Source organism: Nocardioides sp. NPDC006303 (assembly GCF_040613175.1).
Taxonomy (GTDB): Bacteria; Actinomycetota; Actinomycetes; order Propionibacteriales; family Nocardioidaceae; genus Nocardioides.
On record NZ_JBEXRR010000057.1, the window covers coordinates 1 to 16,192 of the forward strand.

Annotated in this window: 15 protein-coding genes; 8 read left to right on the forward strand and 7 right to left on the reverse strand. The window is 68.8% G+C overall.

The features are described from left to right. The coding region (locus ABZY89_RS27250) for a carboxyl transferase domain-containing protein (protein WP_355232317.1) at positions 1 to 1,004 on the reverse strand (1,004 nt) is incomplete at its 3' end. Between the two features lie 60 nt (positions 1,005 to 1,064). On the opposite strand from ABZY89_RS27250, the gene ABZY89_RS27255 reads away from it, so the two are divergent. The 4 genes from ABZY89_RS27255 to ABZY89_RS27270 all read left to right on the forward strand — a co-directional run bounded on the left by ABZY89_RS27255 (position 1,065) and on the right by ABZY89_RS27270 (position 4,655). Further along, entirely contained in the window at positions 1,065 to 1,853 is a 789-nt protein-coding gene (locus ABZY89_RS27255) for a biotin--[acetyl-CoA-carboxylase] ligase (RefSeq protein WP_355232319.1), read from the forward strand. Between the two features lie 50 nt (positions 1,854 to 1,903). Beyond that, positions 1,904 to 2,854, forward strand: a complete 951-nt coding sequence (locus tag ABZY89_RS27260; protein ID WP_355232321.1) for an adenylate/guanylate cyclase domain-containing protein — start codon at positions 1,904 to 1,906, stop codon at positions 2,852 to 2,854. 249 nt (positions 2,855 to 3,103) lie between these two features. Beyond that, on the forward strand, positions 3,104 to 3,403 hold the full coding sequence (locus ABZY89_RS27265; RefSeq protein WP_229788189.1) for a winged helix-turn-helix domain-containing protein: 300 nt from the start codon (positions 3,104 to 3,106) through the stop codon (positions 3,401 to 3,403). A gap of 94 nt (positions 3,404 to 3,497) precedes the next feature. Beyond that, positions 3,498 to 4,655, forward strand: a complete 1,158-nt coding sequence (locus tag ABZY89_RS27270; RefSeq protein ID WP_355232323.1) for a 5-(carboxyamino)imidazole ribonucleotide synthase — start codon at positions 3,498 to 3,500, stop codon at positions 4,653 to 4,655. Positions 4,656 to 4,824: 169 nt separating this feature from the next. On the opposite strand, the gene ABZY89_RS27275 is transcribed toward ABZY89_RS27270, so the two are convergent. From ABZY89_RS27275 to ABZY89_RS27290, 4 genes are read right to left on the reverse strand one after another with little or no spacing between them, the layout of a single operon-like run. Continuing rightward, the gene (locus tag ABZY89_RS27275) at positions 4,825 to 7,545 is read right to left on the reverse strand and encodes an SNF2-related protein (RefSeq protein WP_355232325.1); all 2,721 of its coding nucleotides are present in this window, start codon (positions 7,543 to 7,545) and stop codon (positions 4,825 to 4,827) included. Between the two features lie 58 nt (positions 7,546 to 7,603). Then, on the reverse strand, positions 7,604 to 8,266 hold the full coding sequence (locus ABZY89_RS27280; RefSeq protein WP_355232327.1) for an ATP-binding cassette domain-containing protein: 663 nt from the start codon (positions 8,264 to 8,266) through the stop codon (positions 7,604 to 7,606). Further along, positions 8,259 to 9,104, reverse strand: a complete 846-nt coding sequence (locus tag ABZY89_RS27285; protein WP_355232329.1) for an ATP-binding cassette domain-containing protein — start codon at positions 9,102 to 9,104, stop codon at positions 8,259 to 8,261. The genes ABZY89_RS27280 and ABZY89_RS27285 overlap by 8 nt, the downstream gene beginning before the upstream one ends. Continuing rightward, positions 9,101 to 11,731 (reverse strand): FtsX-like permease family protein, encoded by a 2,631-nt coding sequence (locus ABZY89_RS27290; RefSeq protein WP_355232331.1) that lies wholly within the window; start codon positions 11,729 to 11,731, stop codon positions 9,101 to 9,103. Before ABZY89_RS27290 ends, ABZY89_RS27285 begins: the two co-directional genes overlap by 4 nt. 116 nt (positions 11,732 to 11,847) lie before the next feature. Here ABZY89_RS27290 and purE point away from each other — a divergent pair, with 116 nt between their 5' ends. Then, on the forward strand, positions 11,848 to 12,342 hold the full coding sequence (gene purE / locus ABZY89_RS27295) for a 5-(carboxyamino)imidazole ribonucleotide mutase (RefSeq protein ID WP_091050777.1): 495 nt from the start codon (positions 11,848 to 11,850) through the stop codon (positions 12,340 to 12,342). Between the two features lie 4 nt (positions 12,343 to 12,346). On the opposite strand, the gene ABZY89_RS27300 is transcribed toward purE, so the two are convergent. After that, positions 12,347 to 12,829 carry a DUF2000 domain-containing protein gene (locus tag ABZY89_RS27300; RefSeq protein ID WP_355232333.1) on the reverse strand — a complete coding sequence of 161 codons (483 nt, stop codon included), beginning with the start codon at positions 12,827 to 12,829 and terminating at the stop codon, positions 12,347 to 12,349. Between the two features lie 110 nt (positions 12,830 to 12,939). Between ABZY89_RS27300 and ABZY89_RS27305 the strand changes: the two genes are divergently transcribed. Next, positions 12,940 to 13,389, forward strand: coding sequence for an Lrp/AsnC family transcriptional regulator (locus ABZY89_RS27305; protein WP_160025110.1), 450 nt, complete (start codon positions 12,940 to 12,942; stop codon positions 13,387 to 13,389). 3 nt (positions 13,390 to 13,392) lie between these two features. Here ABZY89_RS27305 and ABZY89_RS27310 read toward each other — a convergent pair whose 3' ends face one another. After that, positions 13,393 to 13,845, reverse strand: coding sequence for a CoA-binding protein (locus tag ABZY89_RS27310; protein WP_355232335.1), 453 nt, complete (start codon positions 13,843 to 13,845; stop codon positions 13,393 to 13,395). A gap of 96 nt (positions 13,846 to 13,941) precedes the next feature. Between ABZY89_RS27310 and ABZY89_RS27315 the strand changes: the two genes are divergently transcribed. Next, positions 13,942 to 15,114 carry an acyl-CoA dehydrogenase family protein gene (locus ABZY89_RS27315; RefSeq protein ID WP_355232337.1) on the forward strand — a complete coding sequence of 391 codons (1,173 nt, stop codon included), beginning with the start codon at positions 13,942 to 13,944 and terminating at the stop codon, positions 15,112 to 15,114. 100 nt (positions 15,115 to 15,214) lie between these two features. Next, a complete protein-coding gene (locus ABZY89_RS27320; RefSeq protein ID WP_355232339.1) occupies positions 15,215 to 16,177 on the forward strand; it encodes a DUF559 domain-containing protein in 963 nt (320 codons plus the stop codon). Positions 16,178 to 16,192 lie beyond the last annotated feature (15 nt).

Below are 16,192 nucleotides of genomic sequence, written 5' to 3' on the forward strand. Positions count from 1 at the left end.
GGTCGGCCCTCGATCCGGGCATAGCCGATGATGATGTTGGGTGCCCACAACGGCTGGACCTCGAGGAACTCCTCATCATCAACAACACGGGAGATCACCTCGTGCATGTCGTAGGGCTGGTTCCCGCCATCGGGGATGAAGGTGTCCAGCTCCCGGTCCAGCTCGGAGATCTCCAGATCCGCGACCTCCTCAAAGGCCGGGGGCTCCTCCATGTTGTTCGAGGGCAGATACGACAGCAACGCCTTGACGTAGTCGATCGCATCGGCCTCGTCGGCACCCATGTAGTGGGCCACCCCGGACTTGGAGTTGTGGGCCAGGGCGCCGCCGAGCTCTTCCATGGTGATGTCCTCACCGGTGACGGTCTTGATCACATCAGGGCCGGTGATGAACATGCCCGAGGTCTTGTCGACCATGATGGTGAAGTCGGTGACCGCGGGGGAGTAGACGTGCCCGCCGGCGCAGTTGCCCATGATCAGGCTGATCTGCGGGATCACCCCCGAGGCGTGGACGTTGCGTTTGAAGATCTCCCCATACAGCCCCAGGGAGACCACGCCTTCCTGGATGCGGGCGCCGGCGCCCTCGTTGATCCCGATCAGCGGGGACCCGGTCTTGATGGCCAGGTCCATGATCTTGGTGATCTTCTCGCCATAGACCTCACCCAGGGAGCCACCGAAGACGGTGAAGTCCTGGGAGAAGACACAGACCTGACGCCCATCGATGGTGCCGTACCCGGTGACAACACCATCACCGAAGGGCCGGTTCTTCTCCAGCCCGAACGCCACCGAACGGTGCCGGGCCAGCTCATCGACCTCCTGGAAGGAGCCCTCATCGAGCAACATCTCGATCCGCTCCCGCGCGGTCTGACGACCCTTCGCGTGCTGCTTCTCCACCGCCTTCGCGGAACCAGCATGGACAGCCTCGTCAAGACGACGCTCCAGCTCGGCCAGCTTCCCGGCAGTCGTGTGCAGATCGATGACTGGCTCGTTGGTCGGTTCGGCGCTCACGTTGCTCCTTTGGACTTCGTGCAGTGCGAGGGCCAATCTAATCCCGTGCCACCTTTCGCGATGCGACGCCCGTCACTTGACCGTTCCCGGCTCGATGCGTTGCCGGGCGGGTGGCGCGTCGAGATCCTCGATGAGACGCCCTCGACCAATGCCGTACTGGCCGAGCGTGCGCGCTCTGGCGAGGCGCCGGGCCTGGTGATCACCGCCGAGCACCAGACCGCCGGCCGGGGACGCCTGGACCGGGGCTGGACCACCCCGGCGCGCTCGGCGCTGACGGTCTCCGCGCTGCTGCGGCCGTCGCCCTCGATCCCGGTCGAGCGGTGGCCGTGGCTGCCGTTGATGACCGGTGTCGCGGTCGCATCGGTGCTGCGGAGTAAGGGGTACGCAGCCGGGCTGAAGTGGCCCAACGACGTACTCATCGAGGGTCGCAAGGTCTGCGGGATCCTGATCGAGCGGATCGAGGCGCCTGAGGGCGCGGCCGCGGTGATCGGGTTCGGGCTCAACACCTCGCTGACGCGCGAGGAGCTGCCGATCGAGACCGCCACCTCGCTGGAGCTGGAGAGCGGTGCGCCCGTCGACCGCACCGAGATGCTTGCCGCGCTGCTGGAGGAGCTGGGTGCTGCGTACGAGATCTGGGGCTCGGACCCCGCCGAGCTGGCTCGCCGCTACCGGGAGCTGTCGGTGACCGTCGGTGAGCAGGTACGCGCCGAGCTGCCGGGCGGGGATGTCTGGGAGGGCGTGGCCACCGAGATCGACGACTTCGGCCGCCTGGTCATCGCGACCGACGAGGGGTCGCGGGTGGTCGGTGCGGGCGACGTCATCCACGCCCGGCTCCGTCCCCAGTCGTGACGGGCGGTCGTGACGGGCAGTCGTGACGAGCCGGATGGCATGATCTGTTCGTGGCGAAATCGAAGCAGCCCGTCAACCTGACCTCGGCGGAGGTCGCCGAGAAGGCCGGCGTGAGCCTGGACCAGGCGAAGCGCCTGTGGCGTGCGCTCGGATTTCCGGAGATCGGGGACGATCAGGCTTTCTTCGACGAGGCGGACGTGCAGGCCCTGGCCAAGGCCAACGAGATCGCCGGCAACGGGCTGGTCAGCTTCGACCTGGTCGTCAACCTGACCCGTGGCATCGGGCAGTCCATGGCCCGCCTGTCCGACTACGAGGTCTCCGCGCTGCTGCACCACGTCGAGACCCAGAACGAGGACGACCGGACGCCCGCCGAGCTGCTGAAGGCGACCGTCTCGGTCTCCGAGCAGTTCGAGAGCGCGTTCGAGGAGATGATGATCTTCGCCTGGCGCCGGCACACGCGCGCCGCGCTCGCGCGGGCAGAGGCCTCGGTCGCCGGCCCCGAGGAGCAGCTGGGCACTGTCTGGCAGACGGTCGGGTTCGCCGACATCGTCTCGTTCACCGCGCTGTCGAACACGCTGACCGAGGAGAAGATCGGTGACTTGGTCGAGCTCTTCGAGTCGCGGTGTGCCGACGTGGTGGCGACCTGGGGCGGCCGGATCATCAAGTCGCTCGGCGACTCGGTGCTCTTCGTCAACGACGACCCGCTCCAGGCGTACGGCACCGCCGAGGGGATCATCAACGTGATCGGCCGGGACCCGCGGATGCCGGACGTACGTGTCGGGCTCGCCTCCGGCAACGTCGTCTCGCGTCTCGGCGATGTCTTCGGACCGCCCGTGAACATGGCCGCGCGGCTGACCGCCGTCGCCCGCCGCAACCGGATCATCGTCGACGAGGCGACCGCCGGGACGATGCCCGAGGACGAGTTCGAGACCCGGCGACTGGCCGCTCGCCCGGTGCGGGGCTTCGGGATCGTGGAGCCCGTCGCCGTCCGCCGTGTCTGAATCGTGACCTTCAAGGGTGTCGCTGACCTGCGGTTTCGCGGATTTGTTCACATTCCGTTGTAGTTAACAGTCGATCAACGCCGAGTGCTGACTGCTTTACCTGACCATGCCTTCGTGGGCATGGTTGAGTGCGCCATTCGGGGGCGCACGTTTGTCATGCCCAATTCGTTGCACTCTGGCATGAAGATGTCAGTGGCAATATCGTGCAATCCTTTGCCAAGGGCTCTTTACCTCTTTAATGTCGGTCTCATGATCGAGGTACAGGAGATCAAGCTCGACCCGGAGACCCGGCGAGCATGGCGGAACGATGAGGAGCTGACGCTCTCTCGCAAGGAGTTCGACCTGGTCCACGCCCTGATCAAGAGGGCTGGCAACGTCGTCTCCCGTGACGAGTTGATGAGGGACGTGTGGAACGCGACCTTCTACACCTCGTCGAAGACCATCGACGTACACCTGGGATGGGTGCGTCGCAAGCTGGGCGACGACCCCCGGAAGCCCCATCTGATCACCACCCTGCGCGGCAAGGGCCTGCGCTTCGAGAAGGCCTGACCTTCGTTCACTGCCGGGGGTCGGGTTTCGCGGATAGCGTGAGGGGGATCCGCGAAATCGGCCCCGGCGGGTCAGTTTCCTTATTCTGTCCGTCGTGACCCTCGCACCGACACTTGCGATCATCGGCGGTGGCCAGCTGGCCCGCATGATGGCTCAGCCCGCAATCGCGCTCGGCCTCCCGCTCCGGCTTCTCGCCGAGGGCGAGGGTGTGTCGGCCGCTCAGGTGATCCCCGACCAGATGGTCGGCGACTACCGCGACCTGGACACGTTGAAGAAGGTCACCGAGGGCTGTGAGGTGGTCACCTTCGACCACGAGCACGTCCCGACCGAGCATCTGCACGCGCTCGAGGCCGGCGGCGTCGCGGTCCGCCCCGGTCCCGACGCACTCGTGCACGCCCAGGACAAGGGCGTCATGCGCGCGCGGCTGACCGAGCTCGGCATCCCGTGCCCGCGCAACGCCATCGTGTCGTCCACGGCCGAGGTCGAGGCGTTCGGCTTCCCGTGCGTCCTCAAGACCACCCGCGGCGGATATGACGGCAAGGGCGTCTGGGTCGTACGCGACCTTGCCGATGTCGCCGAGCCGCTTCGGGTCGCCGAGGAGGCGGGTGTCCAGGTCCTGGCCGAGGAGCTCGTCGACTTCCGCCGAGAGCTCTCCGCGATCGTCGCCCGTTCGCCGAGCGGCCAGGCCGCTGCGTACCCGGTCGTGCACACCTACCAGGAGAACGGCGTCTGCAAGGAGGTAATCGCTCCGGCGCCCGACCTCTCGCCCGAGCTCGCCGTCCAGGGCGAGCAGATCGCGCTGCGCATCGCGGGTGAGCTCGGTGTCGTCGGCATCCTGGCGGTCGAGATGTTCGAGACCGTCGACGGTCGGCTGCTCGTCAACGAGCTCGCCATGCGCCCGCACAACACCGGCCACTGGACCCAGGACGGCGCCGTCACCTCGCAGTTCGAGAACCATCTGCGCGCGGTCATGGACCTGCCCCTGGGCTCGCCCGCGCCCCGCGCGAAGTGGTCGGTGATGGTCAACATCCTCGGCTCGACCAGGGAGAACGTCGGCCGCCTCTACGACGGCTACCCCCACGCCATGGCCCGCGACCCCCACCTCCGCGTCCACCTCTACGGCAAGGAGATGCGCCCGGGGCGCAAGGTCGGCCACGTCAACGTCTACGGCGACGACCTCGACGACTGTCTCGAGCGCGCCCGCCACGCCGCCGACTGGTTCCAGGGCGACCTCGGCAACGACTCCGACTGACCGAGAAGTCACCTGCGCCGCCCGAGGCGTCACATAGGTCGGCCGAAACGTCACTTAGGTCGGTCGAGATGTCACGCCGGTGCCAACTCGGCCTGCGTACGTGACGTTTCGACCTGCATAAGTGACGTCTCGGCCGACGGGGCTGAGGTCTCGGCAGGCAGTGGACGGGTCAGACGCCTAGGCGCTGGCGTTCGGTGGCGACGACGTCGCGGGCGATCTCGGCGTCGGAGGCTTCGGCGGCGAGGGTGGTGGAGGGATCCTCGGGGTGCGAAGTCTCGTACGCCTCGGGGCTGCTGGCGGCGGTGGCGCTGACCCGGGCGAAGTCGTCGAAGAGCTCGGCCTTGGCGGCGAGGATGTCGTGGATGCGCTGGTCGACACCGATCTCCGAGAGCAGGCGGTGGACCTGGACGGACTGGAGCTGGCCCATCCGGCGGGCGCGGGCGATGGCCTGCCACTCGATGGTCGGCTTGAGCTGCGGCTCGCAGATGACGACCACGCTGGCCGACTGGATGTTGAGGCCGACGCCGCCGGCGACGATCTGGGTGATCAGCACGGCACCGTGCCCGGCAGCGGAGAACTCGTCGACCATCTGCTGGCGCTCCTCGGCGGGGACCGACCCGGTGAGTGGGCCGAAGACCTCGCCCGGCAGCAGCGTCACCAGGTCGTCGAGGACCTTCCTGAAGTGGGAGAACACGATCACGCGGCGCCCGTTCTCCTCGGCCTCACCGACGATCTCGATCAGCCGCTCGACCTTCGCCGACGAGGTGCCCTGGAGCATCGCGGCCTGGCGCATGGCCATGAAGTTGCCGTCGCGGACGCACTCCGCGTACGCCCTCTCGTCGGCCATGGACAGGGGCAGCCAGTCCTCGACCTCGACGAGGTCGGGCAGCTCGGTGAGCACGTCTTCCTGGTTGCGGCGCAGGTAGACCGGGGCGACCTGCTTGCGGAACCGGTGGGGATTGAACTCGTCGGCGGAGAGCAGCAGGTCGGGGCGGAGGTAGGAGACGAGGTTGCGGAACTCGTCGATGCGGTTCTCCATCGGGGTGCCGGTGAGCAGGATGGCGCGCTCGCAGGAGTCGAGGACGCGGCGTACGCGCTCGGTGCGCTGGGTGCGCGGCGACTTGATCATGTGCGCCTCGTCGACCACGACGCAGGCGACCTTGACCTGGTCGAGGAACGGATGGATTGCGTTGAGCGTATCGTAGGTGGTCACCGCGACGCCGCCCTGCTCGACCCAGATCTTGGCGGCCTTCAGGCGGCGGTTGCCGTGGAGACGGTGGGGGATCAGGGTCGTCTTCGAGTCGGTCTCGCGTACCCAGTTGGTGACCACGGCAGCGGGGCAGACGACCAGCGTGTGGGACGCGCCCATCGCGTGCAGATGAGCGAGCACGGCCAGCGACTGGAGAGTCTTGCCGAGCCCCATCTCGTCGCCGATGATCACCTTCATCTGCACCAGCGCGAAGCGGACGCCGAAGTGCTGGTAGCCGCGCAGCGACGCGGTCAGGTTGTTGGTGCGCAGCTCCTGCGCCCGCACCGCCTCGATGATCTCGGCCGACAGGTCACCGTGGATCTTGTCCTCGTCCTCGGTGAGGAAGCCGAGCTCGGAGAGCATCGCGTAGTAGTCGGCCGGCCGCTTCTCGAAGTCCTCCCAGGGGTCGGCGGGCCGGTTGCCCGGACGCACCCGGCGGGCCATCTCGGCACGATGGGCGATCGCCCGTAGCGCGCCCTGGAAGTCGTCGAGGCTGGCCGCGTTGGCCAGGATCAGATGGAACCTGGCGCCACTGTCGAGCGACCGGGTCAGCGGCCGCAGCGACTGGACCAGGGCGAGCTCCGCCCCCGCGTCCTTCGTACGCCGCCCGGCCTCCCACTCCGCCAGCCGCGCGAGCAGCCTGGTGGCCGCCGGAGTGCGCCGCTCGTGGTCGATCGCGAGCGGCATCTCGTCGTAGGTGCGCTGCCACAGCGCCTGCGCCGCCTCCTGCATCCGCATCGCGGTGGCCGGGCCGACTCCGGGGAGTTGTCGCAGGTCAGAGGTGGGATGGATGACCTCGTGGACGGTGTGGATCCCGGCCTCGAGGAGGGGTTCGACGCGTACGAGATCGGCGAGCTCGTCGACCGGCAGCGACCTGACCGCCGTGTCGGTGTCGGCGCTCCGGACAGCGTTGGCGGCGTCGGTCGCGGCTCGGCGCGCGGGCTCCTCGGAGCGCCTAGCCTCGTTGAGCGCCTCGCCCTCGTTGCGCAGCACGAGTACGCCCTTGCGCGGCGCCAGCACCGCCTCGGAGCCCAGGTCGGAGAGCGCCTCGAGGAGACCGACGCTCGGCAGCAGCGCCTCGCGGATGCGCACCCGGCGCCGGGCCGGGAGCCTGGTCAGCTCGTCGAGCCGCGTCGCTGCCTGGATCTCGCTCGCGCGCTGGTGCAGATCGAGGACCTGTCTGCCAGCCAGTTCGGCCTCCTCGCGGCGGCTCCCGCGCACCAGCAGGCGACGCGCACCGGAAGCCTTCTTGGCCTGCGCCACGTCGTCCGCGGCGGCGGCGAGCGAGTCGACGAGCTCCTGAGTGGTCTCCTCGACCGGCTCGAGCGCGTGACGCCGCGCGATCGCGGCCAGGCGCGGCCCATCGCTCCGGTCCAGGGCGATGCTGCGCCAGGCCACCTGCGCCGCGCGCTTCAGCTCGGCCGCGCTCGCCCGGTAGTGGTCGACCGCCTCCGCCGCCTCCTGCTCGATCTCAGCCCGGGCGCGGGTCGCCGACGCCGCCTGCCGGGACCAGGACGCGACCTGCCGCACCCGGGACGGCAGCGCCTTGCGCTCCGCCTTGGTCAGCCCGGTGAACCGCTCGACCGCGGTCGGGTTCGGTCGCGCGCTGACGACGACGTCGGTGCTGGTAGCTGGATCCATCTGCCTTTGTGGGGTCGTGGGGGAGAGTGGCCAGCACACTAGCGGGCAGGACCGACACTCAGGTGACAGGCAGAGGTCGGGGCCATGACGCGACCCCTTCGTCGAGCGCGAGCTCGGCGTCGGCCTCGGCGGCGGCTTCGGGGTCATGGGTGGCGAGGACGACGATCGCGCCCCGCGCCGCCTCGGCCCGAAGCGCGGCGATCATCCGCTCCCGGTTGCCGGCGTCCAGGTCGCTGGTGGACTCGTCGGCGAGGATCACCGCGGCCCGCATCGCGAAGGCGCGGGCGAGCGCGACCCGCTGCTGCTGACCACCTGAGAGCTCGTCGACCAGGTGGCGTCCCGACTCCGCGAGGCCGACCAGCTCGAGTGCCGCCGAGGTGCGCTCGAGCGCCTTCCGGGGTGACACCTTGCGGGCAAGCATCGGTACCAGGATGTTCTCCTCCGCGGAGAGTGCTCCGGCGAGCCCGTTGCCCTGGGGGATGAGGGTGACGCCGCGGGCGGCGGCGTCGTCCCGGTCGGCCAGCGGCGTTCCGTCCACGTTCACGGATCCGGCTGCCGGGGACAGGGCGCCGGCCAGCGCCCACAGCAGCGACGACTTCCCGGCGCCGGAGGGCCCGGTGACGGCCAGCATGACCCCTGCCTCGAGGTCGAGATCGATCGCCTGGACGGCAACCAGGTTCCCGTACGTCACCGTCAACCCGTTCGCGCGAAGCTCACTCATCGCTCGCCTCCTCATGCTCGGGAACGAGCTCATAGTGACCGTCCACCGGATGGAAACGCACCAGTGTGCCTGGCGGAAGCGCGTCGCGTACGTGGCCGGGAAGCGGGAGCGAACCATCGGCCGTCACCACGGCGTACTCCTCCCCGCTGCGTCCCTCGCCACCGATACGGCCGTCCCGGATGGTGACCGTGCGAGGCAGGAACGCGGCGACGTGCGGATCGTGGGTGACGAGCACGACGGTCGTGCCGTGGGTGCGGTTGATCCAGGCGAGCCGCTCGAGGACGAGGTCGCGGGCGGCGTGGCCGAGCTGACTGGTGGGCTCGTCGGCGAGGACGAGCCCGGGCCGGGTGGCGAGAGCGACGGCCAGTGCAACGAGCTGCAGCTCGCCAGGGGTGAGGCCGGCCAGCGGACGGTCGGCCACCTCGGCGATTCCGAGCTCGCGGAGCACCTCTTCAGCGGTGGGTAGATCCTTGGTGGTGCGGGCCGCGCGCTGCGCGAAGCTCACGTTGGCCGCCGGAGTGGCGTAGGGCAGCAGATTGCGTCCTGCCCCCTGGAGCATCAGCGAGACCTGGGTTGCCCGGAGTCGGTCCAGCTCCTTCGTGCTGGCCGATGAGACCTCGTGCGCGCCCACGAAGATCTTGCCGGCGCTGGGCCGGAAGACGCCGGCCAGGAGGCTCATCAGCGTGGACTTCCCCGATCCTGAAGGGCCGAGCAGCCCCATCAGCTCGCCGGGTCTCACGTCCAGGTCGACACCGGAGAGCGCGGCCACATCGTGTCCTTCTGCGTGGTAGATGTGCACCAGGCCGTGCGTACGGATGCCCATCCCGCCGCTGCTCATGCCGTCTCCCGGACCCGGTCGAGGCGCGCGGCGGCCGCGACTGCCCGGCCGAGGAGGACGGCGGTTGTGCCGAGGACCAGCAGACAGCCGAGCGTGGTCAGTCCGACCGCCAGCCATGGAACGGACAGGTCGATGGTGTCGACGGCAGGCGGCACGGCGAAGAGGGGTATGTCGGGCAGGGTCAGCAGGGCGCCGAGCACGCCGGCTCCGGCGCCGGCGAGAACCCCTAGGACCACGGGCAGCAGCTGCGTGGCGCCGGGGAGCCGCCTGACCGTGCGCCGATCCACACCCGCCAACCACAGCGAGGCCAGGTCGCGAGCGCGGGTGCGCCAGCCGGTCACCGTCAGCACGCTCAACGCGAGCACGGCGATCGCAACGGCGGCGAGGCCGACCACGACGCCGAGCCGCAGGCTCCAGGCCGCGACCGACTCGTCCAGGCTGCGGCGTACGTCACTCAGCGTTCGAGTCTCGACGACGATGATGCCTTCTTCCTCGAGGCCGGCGCTGACCCGGTCGAGCAGCGTCCGATCCTCGGCAGCGAACCACAGGGAGATGGAGGAGTCGGCGTCGGGAGGGGCGAGCTTCTGGGCGGTGGCGAGGTCGACAAGGGCGACGTCCGGGCCGCCGCCGGGGACCCGGTCGATGGCCGCGACCTCCTCGCCTTCCTGCTCGATGCCGTCGAGGCCGACGATGGTGACCCCGTCCTCGAAGAGCGCCCCGGTGGTGATGACCGGGACCGGTTCGCGCGCGTTTCCGTCCGTGAGTTCTCTCCATTGACCGGCGCTGGGCGCGTCCTCGGTGCCGAAGAGAGCGATCTGCCGGAACCCCTGCGGATCGACGGCGAACGTCGTTGCGCCACCGCTGGGAGCTGCGGCTCGTACGACGGGGGTCATCTGCGTGCTCTCGGGGTCGATTCTCGCGAGCACCCGACGTACCGACTCGAGGTTGTCTGCGGTCGACCGCTGCCCCTGGAGTTCGGCGATCAACGGGGCGCCCGCCTCCTGTTCCGCCGCGACCGCGCGGTTGCGCTCGCCCACGAGGAGACCGCAGACCGAGAAGACGGCGAGCGCGCTGGCGACGGTGGCCAGGGCGACCGTGCGCCGCGTGGCGATGCTCCGCGACGCGTCCAGCAGCGAGATGCCGGCGCGCAGGTGGCCGCGGCGCAGCAGCGTGCGCCCGATCCGCATCGCCGCCGGGGTGAAGAGGTGTGCGAGAACGAGGCCGACCAGCGCGGAGAGCAGTGCGGGGGCGGCGAGCGCGATGGGCCCGGTCAGGCTGCCCGTCACGAAGGCGACCACGCACGCCCCGCACGCGGCCATGGCCACGGCGTCGCCGGCGCCGATCGCCCATCCCGAGCGACGGCGGTGGGTCCGGTGGAGCAAAGAGCCGAGTGGTTCGCGGGCGACCCGGTAGACGGCCGCGTACGTCACCAGGACCAGGGCCGCCCCGGCGATGATGCCGGACACCAGCACGCCCCGGGGAAGCTCGAAGGGTGGATCGCCAGGCAGCGCGTACTCCCGCGCGAGGGTGGCGGCGAGGACCGCCACGGCTGCCCCGGGGACGATCCCGGCGAGCACGGCGGGGAGAAGCTCGCCCATCAGCAAGGACCTGGCCCCTGACGCACCCCGCCCCCGGAGTCGCGCGACCACCACCTCCGGGCGGCGCTGGTCCGTCGCCGCGAGCAGCATCAGCCACAGGACGATCACTCCGAGCACACCCAGCTGTACGAGGAGCAGTGGCACCGTCGTACGGCTCTGTTCGATCTGGGCATCGACCTCGTCGGTGAGCTCGGGCAGCGATGTCACCAACGACGTGATCGAGTCCTCGAAGATCTCGTCGTGCTCCTCGACCTCCTCGGCCCGTGCCCGGAGGTCACGTAGCTCACCCTCGAGACCGGTGAGCTCGTCGACCCCCACCGCATCGGCGCGCAGCCGCGATCCCACCCATGGGCGCTCGGCGTCGAGGAACGGGGTCGAGCCACCGAAGGTCGACTCGTCGGTCAGCCACACATCGTGCTGGACGATGTCACCGGCGGCGATCCCGGCCCGGCCCTCGAGCTGGAGACCTTGCCACCACGCTTCGTCGTCGGCCCGGTAGGTGCCGACGACCTGGTAGGTCACCCACGGTGTCGGCGGCTGATGATAGTTCACGTCCACGGGCGGTTTGGCCGCCAACGACTTCACCGTGCTCCCGATGGCGATGTCGTAGGTCTTCGCCTCGTTGTCGGTGACCAGGATCTCGCGGCCCCGGTCGGGACAGGTGCCCGCGGTGATCTTGATGTGGTCGCACTGGCCCTCGCGCCACCAGATGTCTCCCTGGGGGACGGAGAGCGAGGCAGGGCCGAGATCGAGGTCCGCGACGGCATTGCGCCCGGCGACATGAGGCTCGAAGAGCGAGGAGCTCGGAAGCTGCCGCGCGAGCTCGGCGGGGTCGGTGCGCTCCAGGAGATAGTTCGCCGGGGGTCCGAAGATCTGGAGGTCGCGCTCCACGCTGGGTGCGTTGTCGAGGGTGACCGCGGTGGCAGCCTGCTGCATCGCGCGGTCGTAGAGCGGGGCGAAGACAGCACACGCGGTGATCAGCGCGGACAACAGCGAGATGACCACGGCCTGGCCGAGCCGATATCTCATGGCGGACAACACGGGCACACGATCTCTTAACCTTGTGAGGCGCGACAGCGAATTACGACCACCGTTGGACGGCCCGGTTCACGCGTACACATGTTCGTCGGCCTAGCCTTGGCCCCATGAGCGCACGCGTGGGGATCGTGATGGGGTCCGACTCCGACTGGCCGACGATGAAGGCTGCGGCCGAGCTGCTGGACGAGTTCGGGATCGAGTGGGAGGCCGATGTGAAGTCGGCCCACCGGATGCCGCAGGAGATGCTCGACTACGGCCGCGAGGCTGCCGGACGCGGCCTCTCGGTGATCATCGCCGGCGCCGGCGGTGCGGCTGCGCTTCCGGGCATGCTCGCCTCGGTCACTCCGCTGCCCGTCATCGGTGTCCCGGTGCCGCTGAAGTACCTCGACGGACTCGACTCGCTGATGTCGATCGTCCAGATGCCCGGCGGGATCCCGGTGGCCACGGTCGCCATCGGCAACGCCAAGAACGCGGGCATCCTCGCCGCCCGCATCCTCGGCGTCTCCGACCCCGAGCTGCAGCAGAAGCTGGTGGCGTACGAGAAGTCACTCGCCGAGCTGGCCGCTGCCAAGGGCGAGGTCGTACGCAACGCCACCTCCTGAGGTTTCAGGGCAGGAGCGAGGGCCCCTTGACCAGCTTGTCGATGATCCGACGAGGGCCGAAGAGGCTGACCGCGTAGTAGGACAGATCGGCGCCTCGGCTGTTCCCGACGGCGTACAGGTAGTCGTCGTAGACCCTCGTGTGCTGCGCCTGGGTCGGCATGTCGATGACCGCGACCCCTGGCTGGGCGACCGCCTGACGCCGCAGGTCGGTCAGCCGCTGGGCCGGGGCGCCCAGGACCGTGCAGCCGATCCAGGGCAGACCCGGGTGCGTCGAGTCGTCGGCGTCGACCGCGTCCTCCCCGAGGAGGCCGGCCGTACGCTGCGTGGTCGCCCCCGCGACGCAGACGGCCGCGTTCACCGCGCGGCCAGCGGGAAGGGCCTGGTCGACGACGACCACCCACTTGAAGGGCACGTCCCGCGTGCTCGCGGACTGGTCGATCTCGTCCGGTGCGAACCCGACCCTGGCTTCCTCGACGTCTGTGCTCATCACTCCGACTCCTGTCATTCGCCAACTGATTCGAGGACAAGTCTTGAGAATGTCAGGACTGAACGCAATCAAGCCGGTCATTGTCAGGAAGATCGGATAATCTGGCGTGCATGGATGAAGTCGACCGTCAGATTCTGGCCGCCTGGACGATGGATGCACGGCGGAGCCTTCGGGACATCGCCGCAGAAGTCGGCGTCTCGGCGACCACGGTGCACGACCGCGCGCGGGCGATGCAGCGCCGCGGGCTCATCCGCGGGGCGTACCTCGACCTCGACCTACGCCAGATCGACCGGGGCGTGCAGGCGCTCGTCGCCGTACGCATCCGACCGCCCTCGCGCGCCAACATCGAGTCCTTCCGCGACTGGGTCGGCGCGCTCCCTGAGGCCGTCGGCGTCTTCGTCACCTCCGGCCGGATGGACTTCATCGTCCACGTCGCGGTCGCGGACAACGACGCGCTCTACGCGTTCGTCATCGACCGGCTCACCTCGCGAGCCGAGATCGCCGACGTGGAGACCTCGGTGATCTACGAGCACCTGCGGACGATGACGTTCGAGCCGTAGCCCTTACGCCTGTGCGCCGGCCCTGGCGCGCTGGAACCAGACCTTGCTGGGGCAGGTGTCCATGACCATCGGTACGCCGGCCGCGGTGGTGCGCTCGAAGGCCGACTCGTCGACCACGCCCATCTGGAACCAGACGCCGCCGGCGCCGATCGCAACGGCCTCGTCGGCGAACTGACCGGCGGCCTCGGAGCGGCGGAAGACGTCGACGACGTCGATCTTCCCGACTGCCGCGGCGGCGTCGGCCAGGGTCGCGTAGACCTTCTCGCCGAGCACCTCCTTGCCCTCGGCGGCGGCGCCCGGGTGGATCGGGATGATCCGCTTGCCGTGCTGCTGGAGCTCCTGGGCGATCGAGTAGGCAGTACGCCACGGATCGCCCGAGAGGCCGACTACCGCCCACGTCTCGGAGTCGTCGAGGAGCTTGTCGATGGTGTCCTGGTCGAGCCACGCAACGGTCATGTAGCGCACAACAACAACGTGAGCCGGTGGATTCCGTGACCCGCCGACGTACCACCGACTTACTGGCGAGTAGCAAACAGGCATAGACTCCGGGACATGAGTGCCGAGTACCCGTTGTTCGCCCTCTCCGAGGAGCACCAGGAGATCCGCAAGGCCATCCGCGAGATCTGTGACGCGAAGATCGCGCCGGCCGCTGCTGCGGTCGACGAGGAGGCTCGCTATCCGCAGGAGGCGCACGACGCGTTGGTCGAGACCGAGTTCTTCGCGCCGCATGTGCCGGAGGCGTACGGCGGTGTCGGTGCGGACGCTCTGGCGACGGTGCTGGTCATCGAGGAGATCGCTCGTGCGGACGTCTCGGCCTCGCTGATTCCCGCGGTGAACAAGCTCGGTTCGCTGCCGGTGCAGATCGGTGGCTCGGAGGAGCTGAAGAAGAAGTACCTCGGCAAGCTCGCCGCCGGTGAGGGCAACTTCTCCTACTGTCTCTCCGAGCCCGACGCGGGCTCGGACGCGGCCAACCAGAAGACCCGGGCCGTACGTGACGGCGACTTCTGGGTGCTCAACGGCGTCAAGCGCTGGATCACCAACGCAGGTGTCTCGGAGTACTACACCGTGCTCGCCGTGACCGACCCGGAGAAGCGCTCCAAGGGAATCTCTGCGTTTGTGGTGGAGAAGTCCGACGAGGGCGTTTCGTTCGGTGCGCCGGAGAAGAAGCTGGGCATCAAGGGCTCGCCGACGCGCGAGGTCTACTTCGACAACGTACGCATCCCCGCCGACCGGATCATCGGCGAGGAGGGCATGGGTTTCACCTATGCGATGCAGACCCTTGATCACACCCGGATCACCATCGCCGCGCAGGCCGTCGGTGTCGCGCAGGGTGCGCTGGACTACGCGCTGGGCTACATCAAGGAGCGCAAGCAGTTCGGCAAGGCGATCGCGGAGTTCCAGGGTGTGGAGTTCATGGTCGCCGACATGGGGATGAAGATCGAGGCCGCCCGCCAGCTCACCTACGCTGCCGCGGGTCGTTCCGAGCGTGGCGACAAGGACCTGACCTTCTTCGGCGCCGCGGCCAAGGCGTTCGCGAGCGATGTCGCGATGCAGGTCACCACCGACGCGGTCCAGCTGCTCGGTGGCTACGGCTTCACCCGCGACTACCCGGTCGAGCGGATGATGCGCGACGCCAAGATCACCCAGATCTACGAGGGCACCAACCAGGTCCAGCGCATCGTCATGGCCCGCCAGCTCCTCGCCGGCATCCAGTCGACCCTGTGACCGATCGGTGCACCGCGCCGGCACCGGCGGGTGCACCGATCGATCACGTGCACGATCCATGCACCCGTGATCTCCACAAAGGTGCACGGATCGTGCATCGGTGGCGGATGATGCCTTCATGGGGGATCCCGCCGATGAGGACGAGGCATTCGTCCTGGACACGTCGCGACCGTTCTCGCGAGCTGATGCCGCTAAGGCGAAGATCAAGCCGAGCACGTTGCGGGGGCCGCGCTTCGTACGCCTCTTCAGCGGCGTGTACGTCTCCGCCGACGCTCCGGCAACGCCGTTGCAGCGGGTCCAGGCTGCCCTCGTCCCGTTCCGGGGACACGGCTTCGCGAGCCACGCGTCCGCGGCCAGGGTCTACGAGGTGCCGATACCGACGCTGCCCGACGAGCATGTGACGGTGACGGCCCCGGCCCATCGGCGTACGCATCCTGGCATCGTCTGCCATGTGATGCGGAAGCCGCGAGCGGTGGTTCTCGACGGAATCGGCGTCTCTTCACCCGACCAGCTCTTCACCGAGCTCGCGAGCCAGATCAGCCTGGTCGACCTCGTGGTCGCGGGCGACCACCTCGTACGCCGTCACCGTGGCGTGACTGCGTCGACGTTGGCCGATTTCGCGGCGGCCGGCGGCCTGCCCGGCTCGCGCGTTGCTGCCATGGCTGTGGGCTACGTGCGCGAGAACGTGCGCTCCCCGATGGAGACTCGACTTCGCATGTTGATCGTGCTCGCGGGACTCCCTGAACCGCGCATCAACACGCTCGTCGGCACGGGCGACGGCATGCTCAAGCGGGAGCATGACCTGGTGTACGCGGCGTCGAAGACAGTGGTTGAGTACGACGGCCAACAACACGCTGTTGAGCAGTGGGAGCGTGACCTCGAGCGACGTGAGGAGGCCGACGATGACGGCTGGCGCATCCTGACTGTTGTCGCGAAAGGCATCTATCGTCGACCCGATCTGACTCTGCAGAAGATCCACCGGGTGTTGCTGGAACGCGGTGAACCCGGAGTGCCGAAGCATCTCTCGGAGGCCTGGCGTCCCCACTTCCCGGTGGTGCGCTAGCAGCCGTGAGCGATC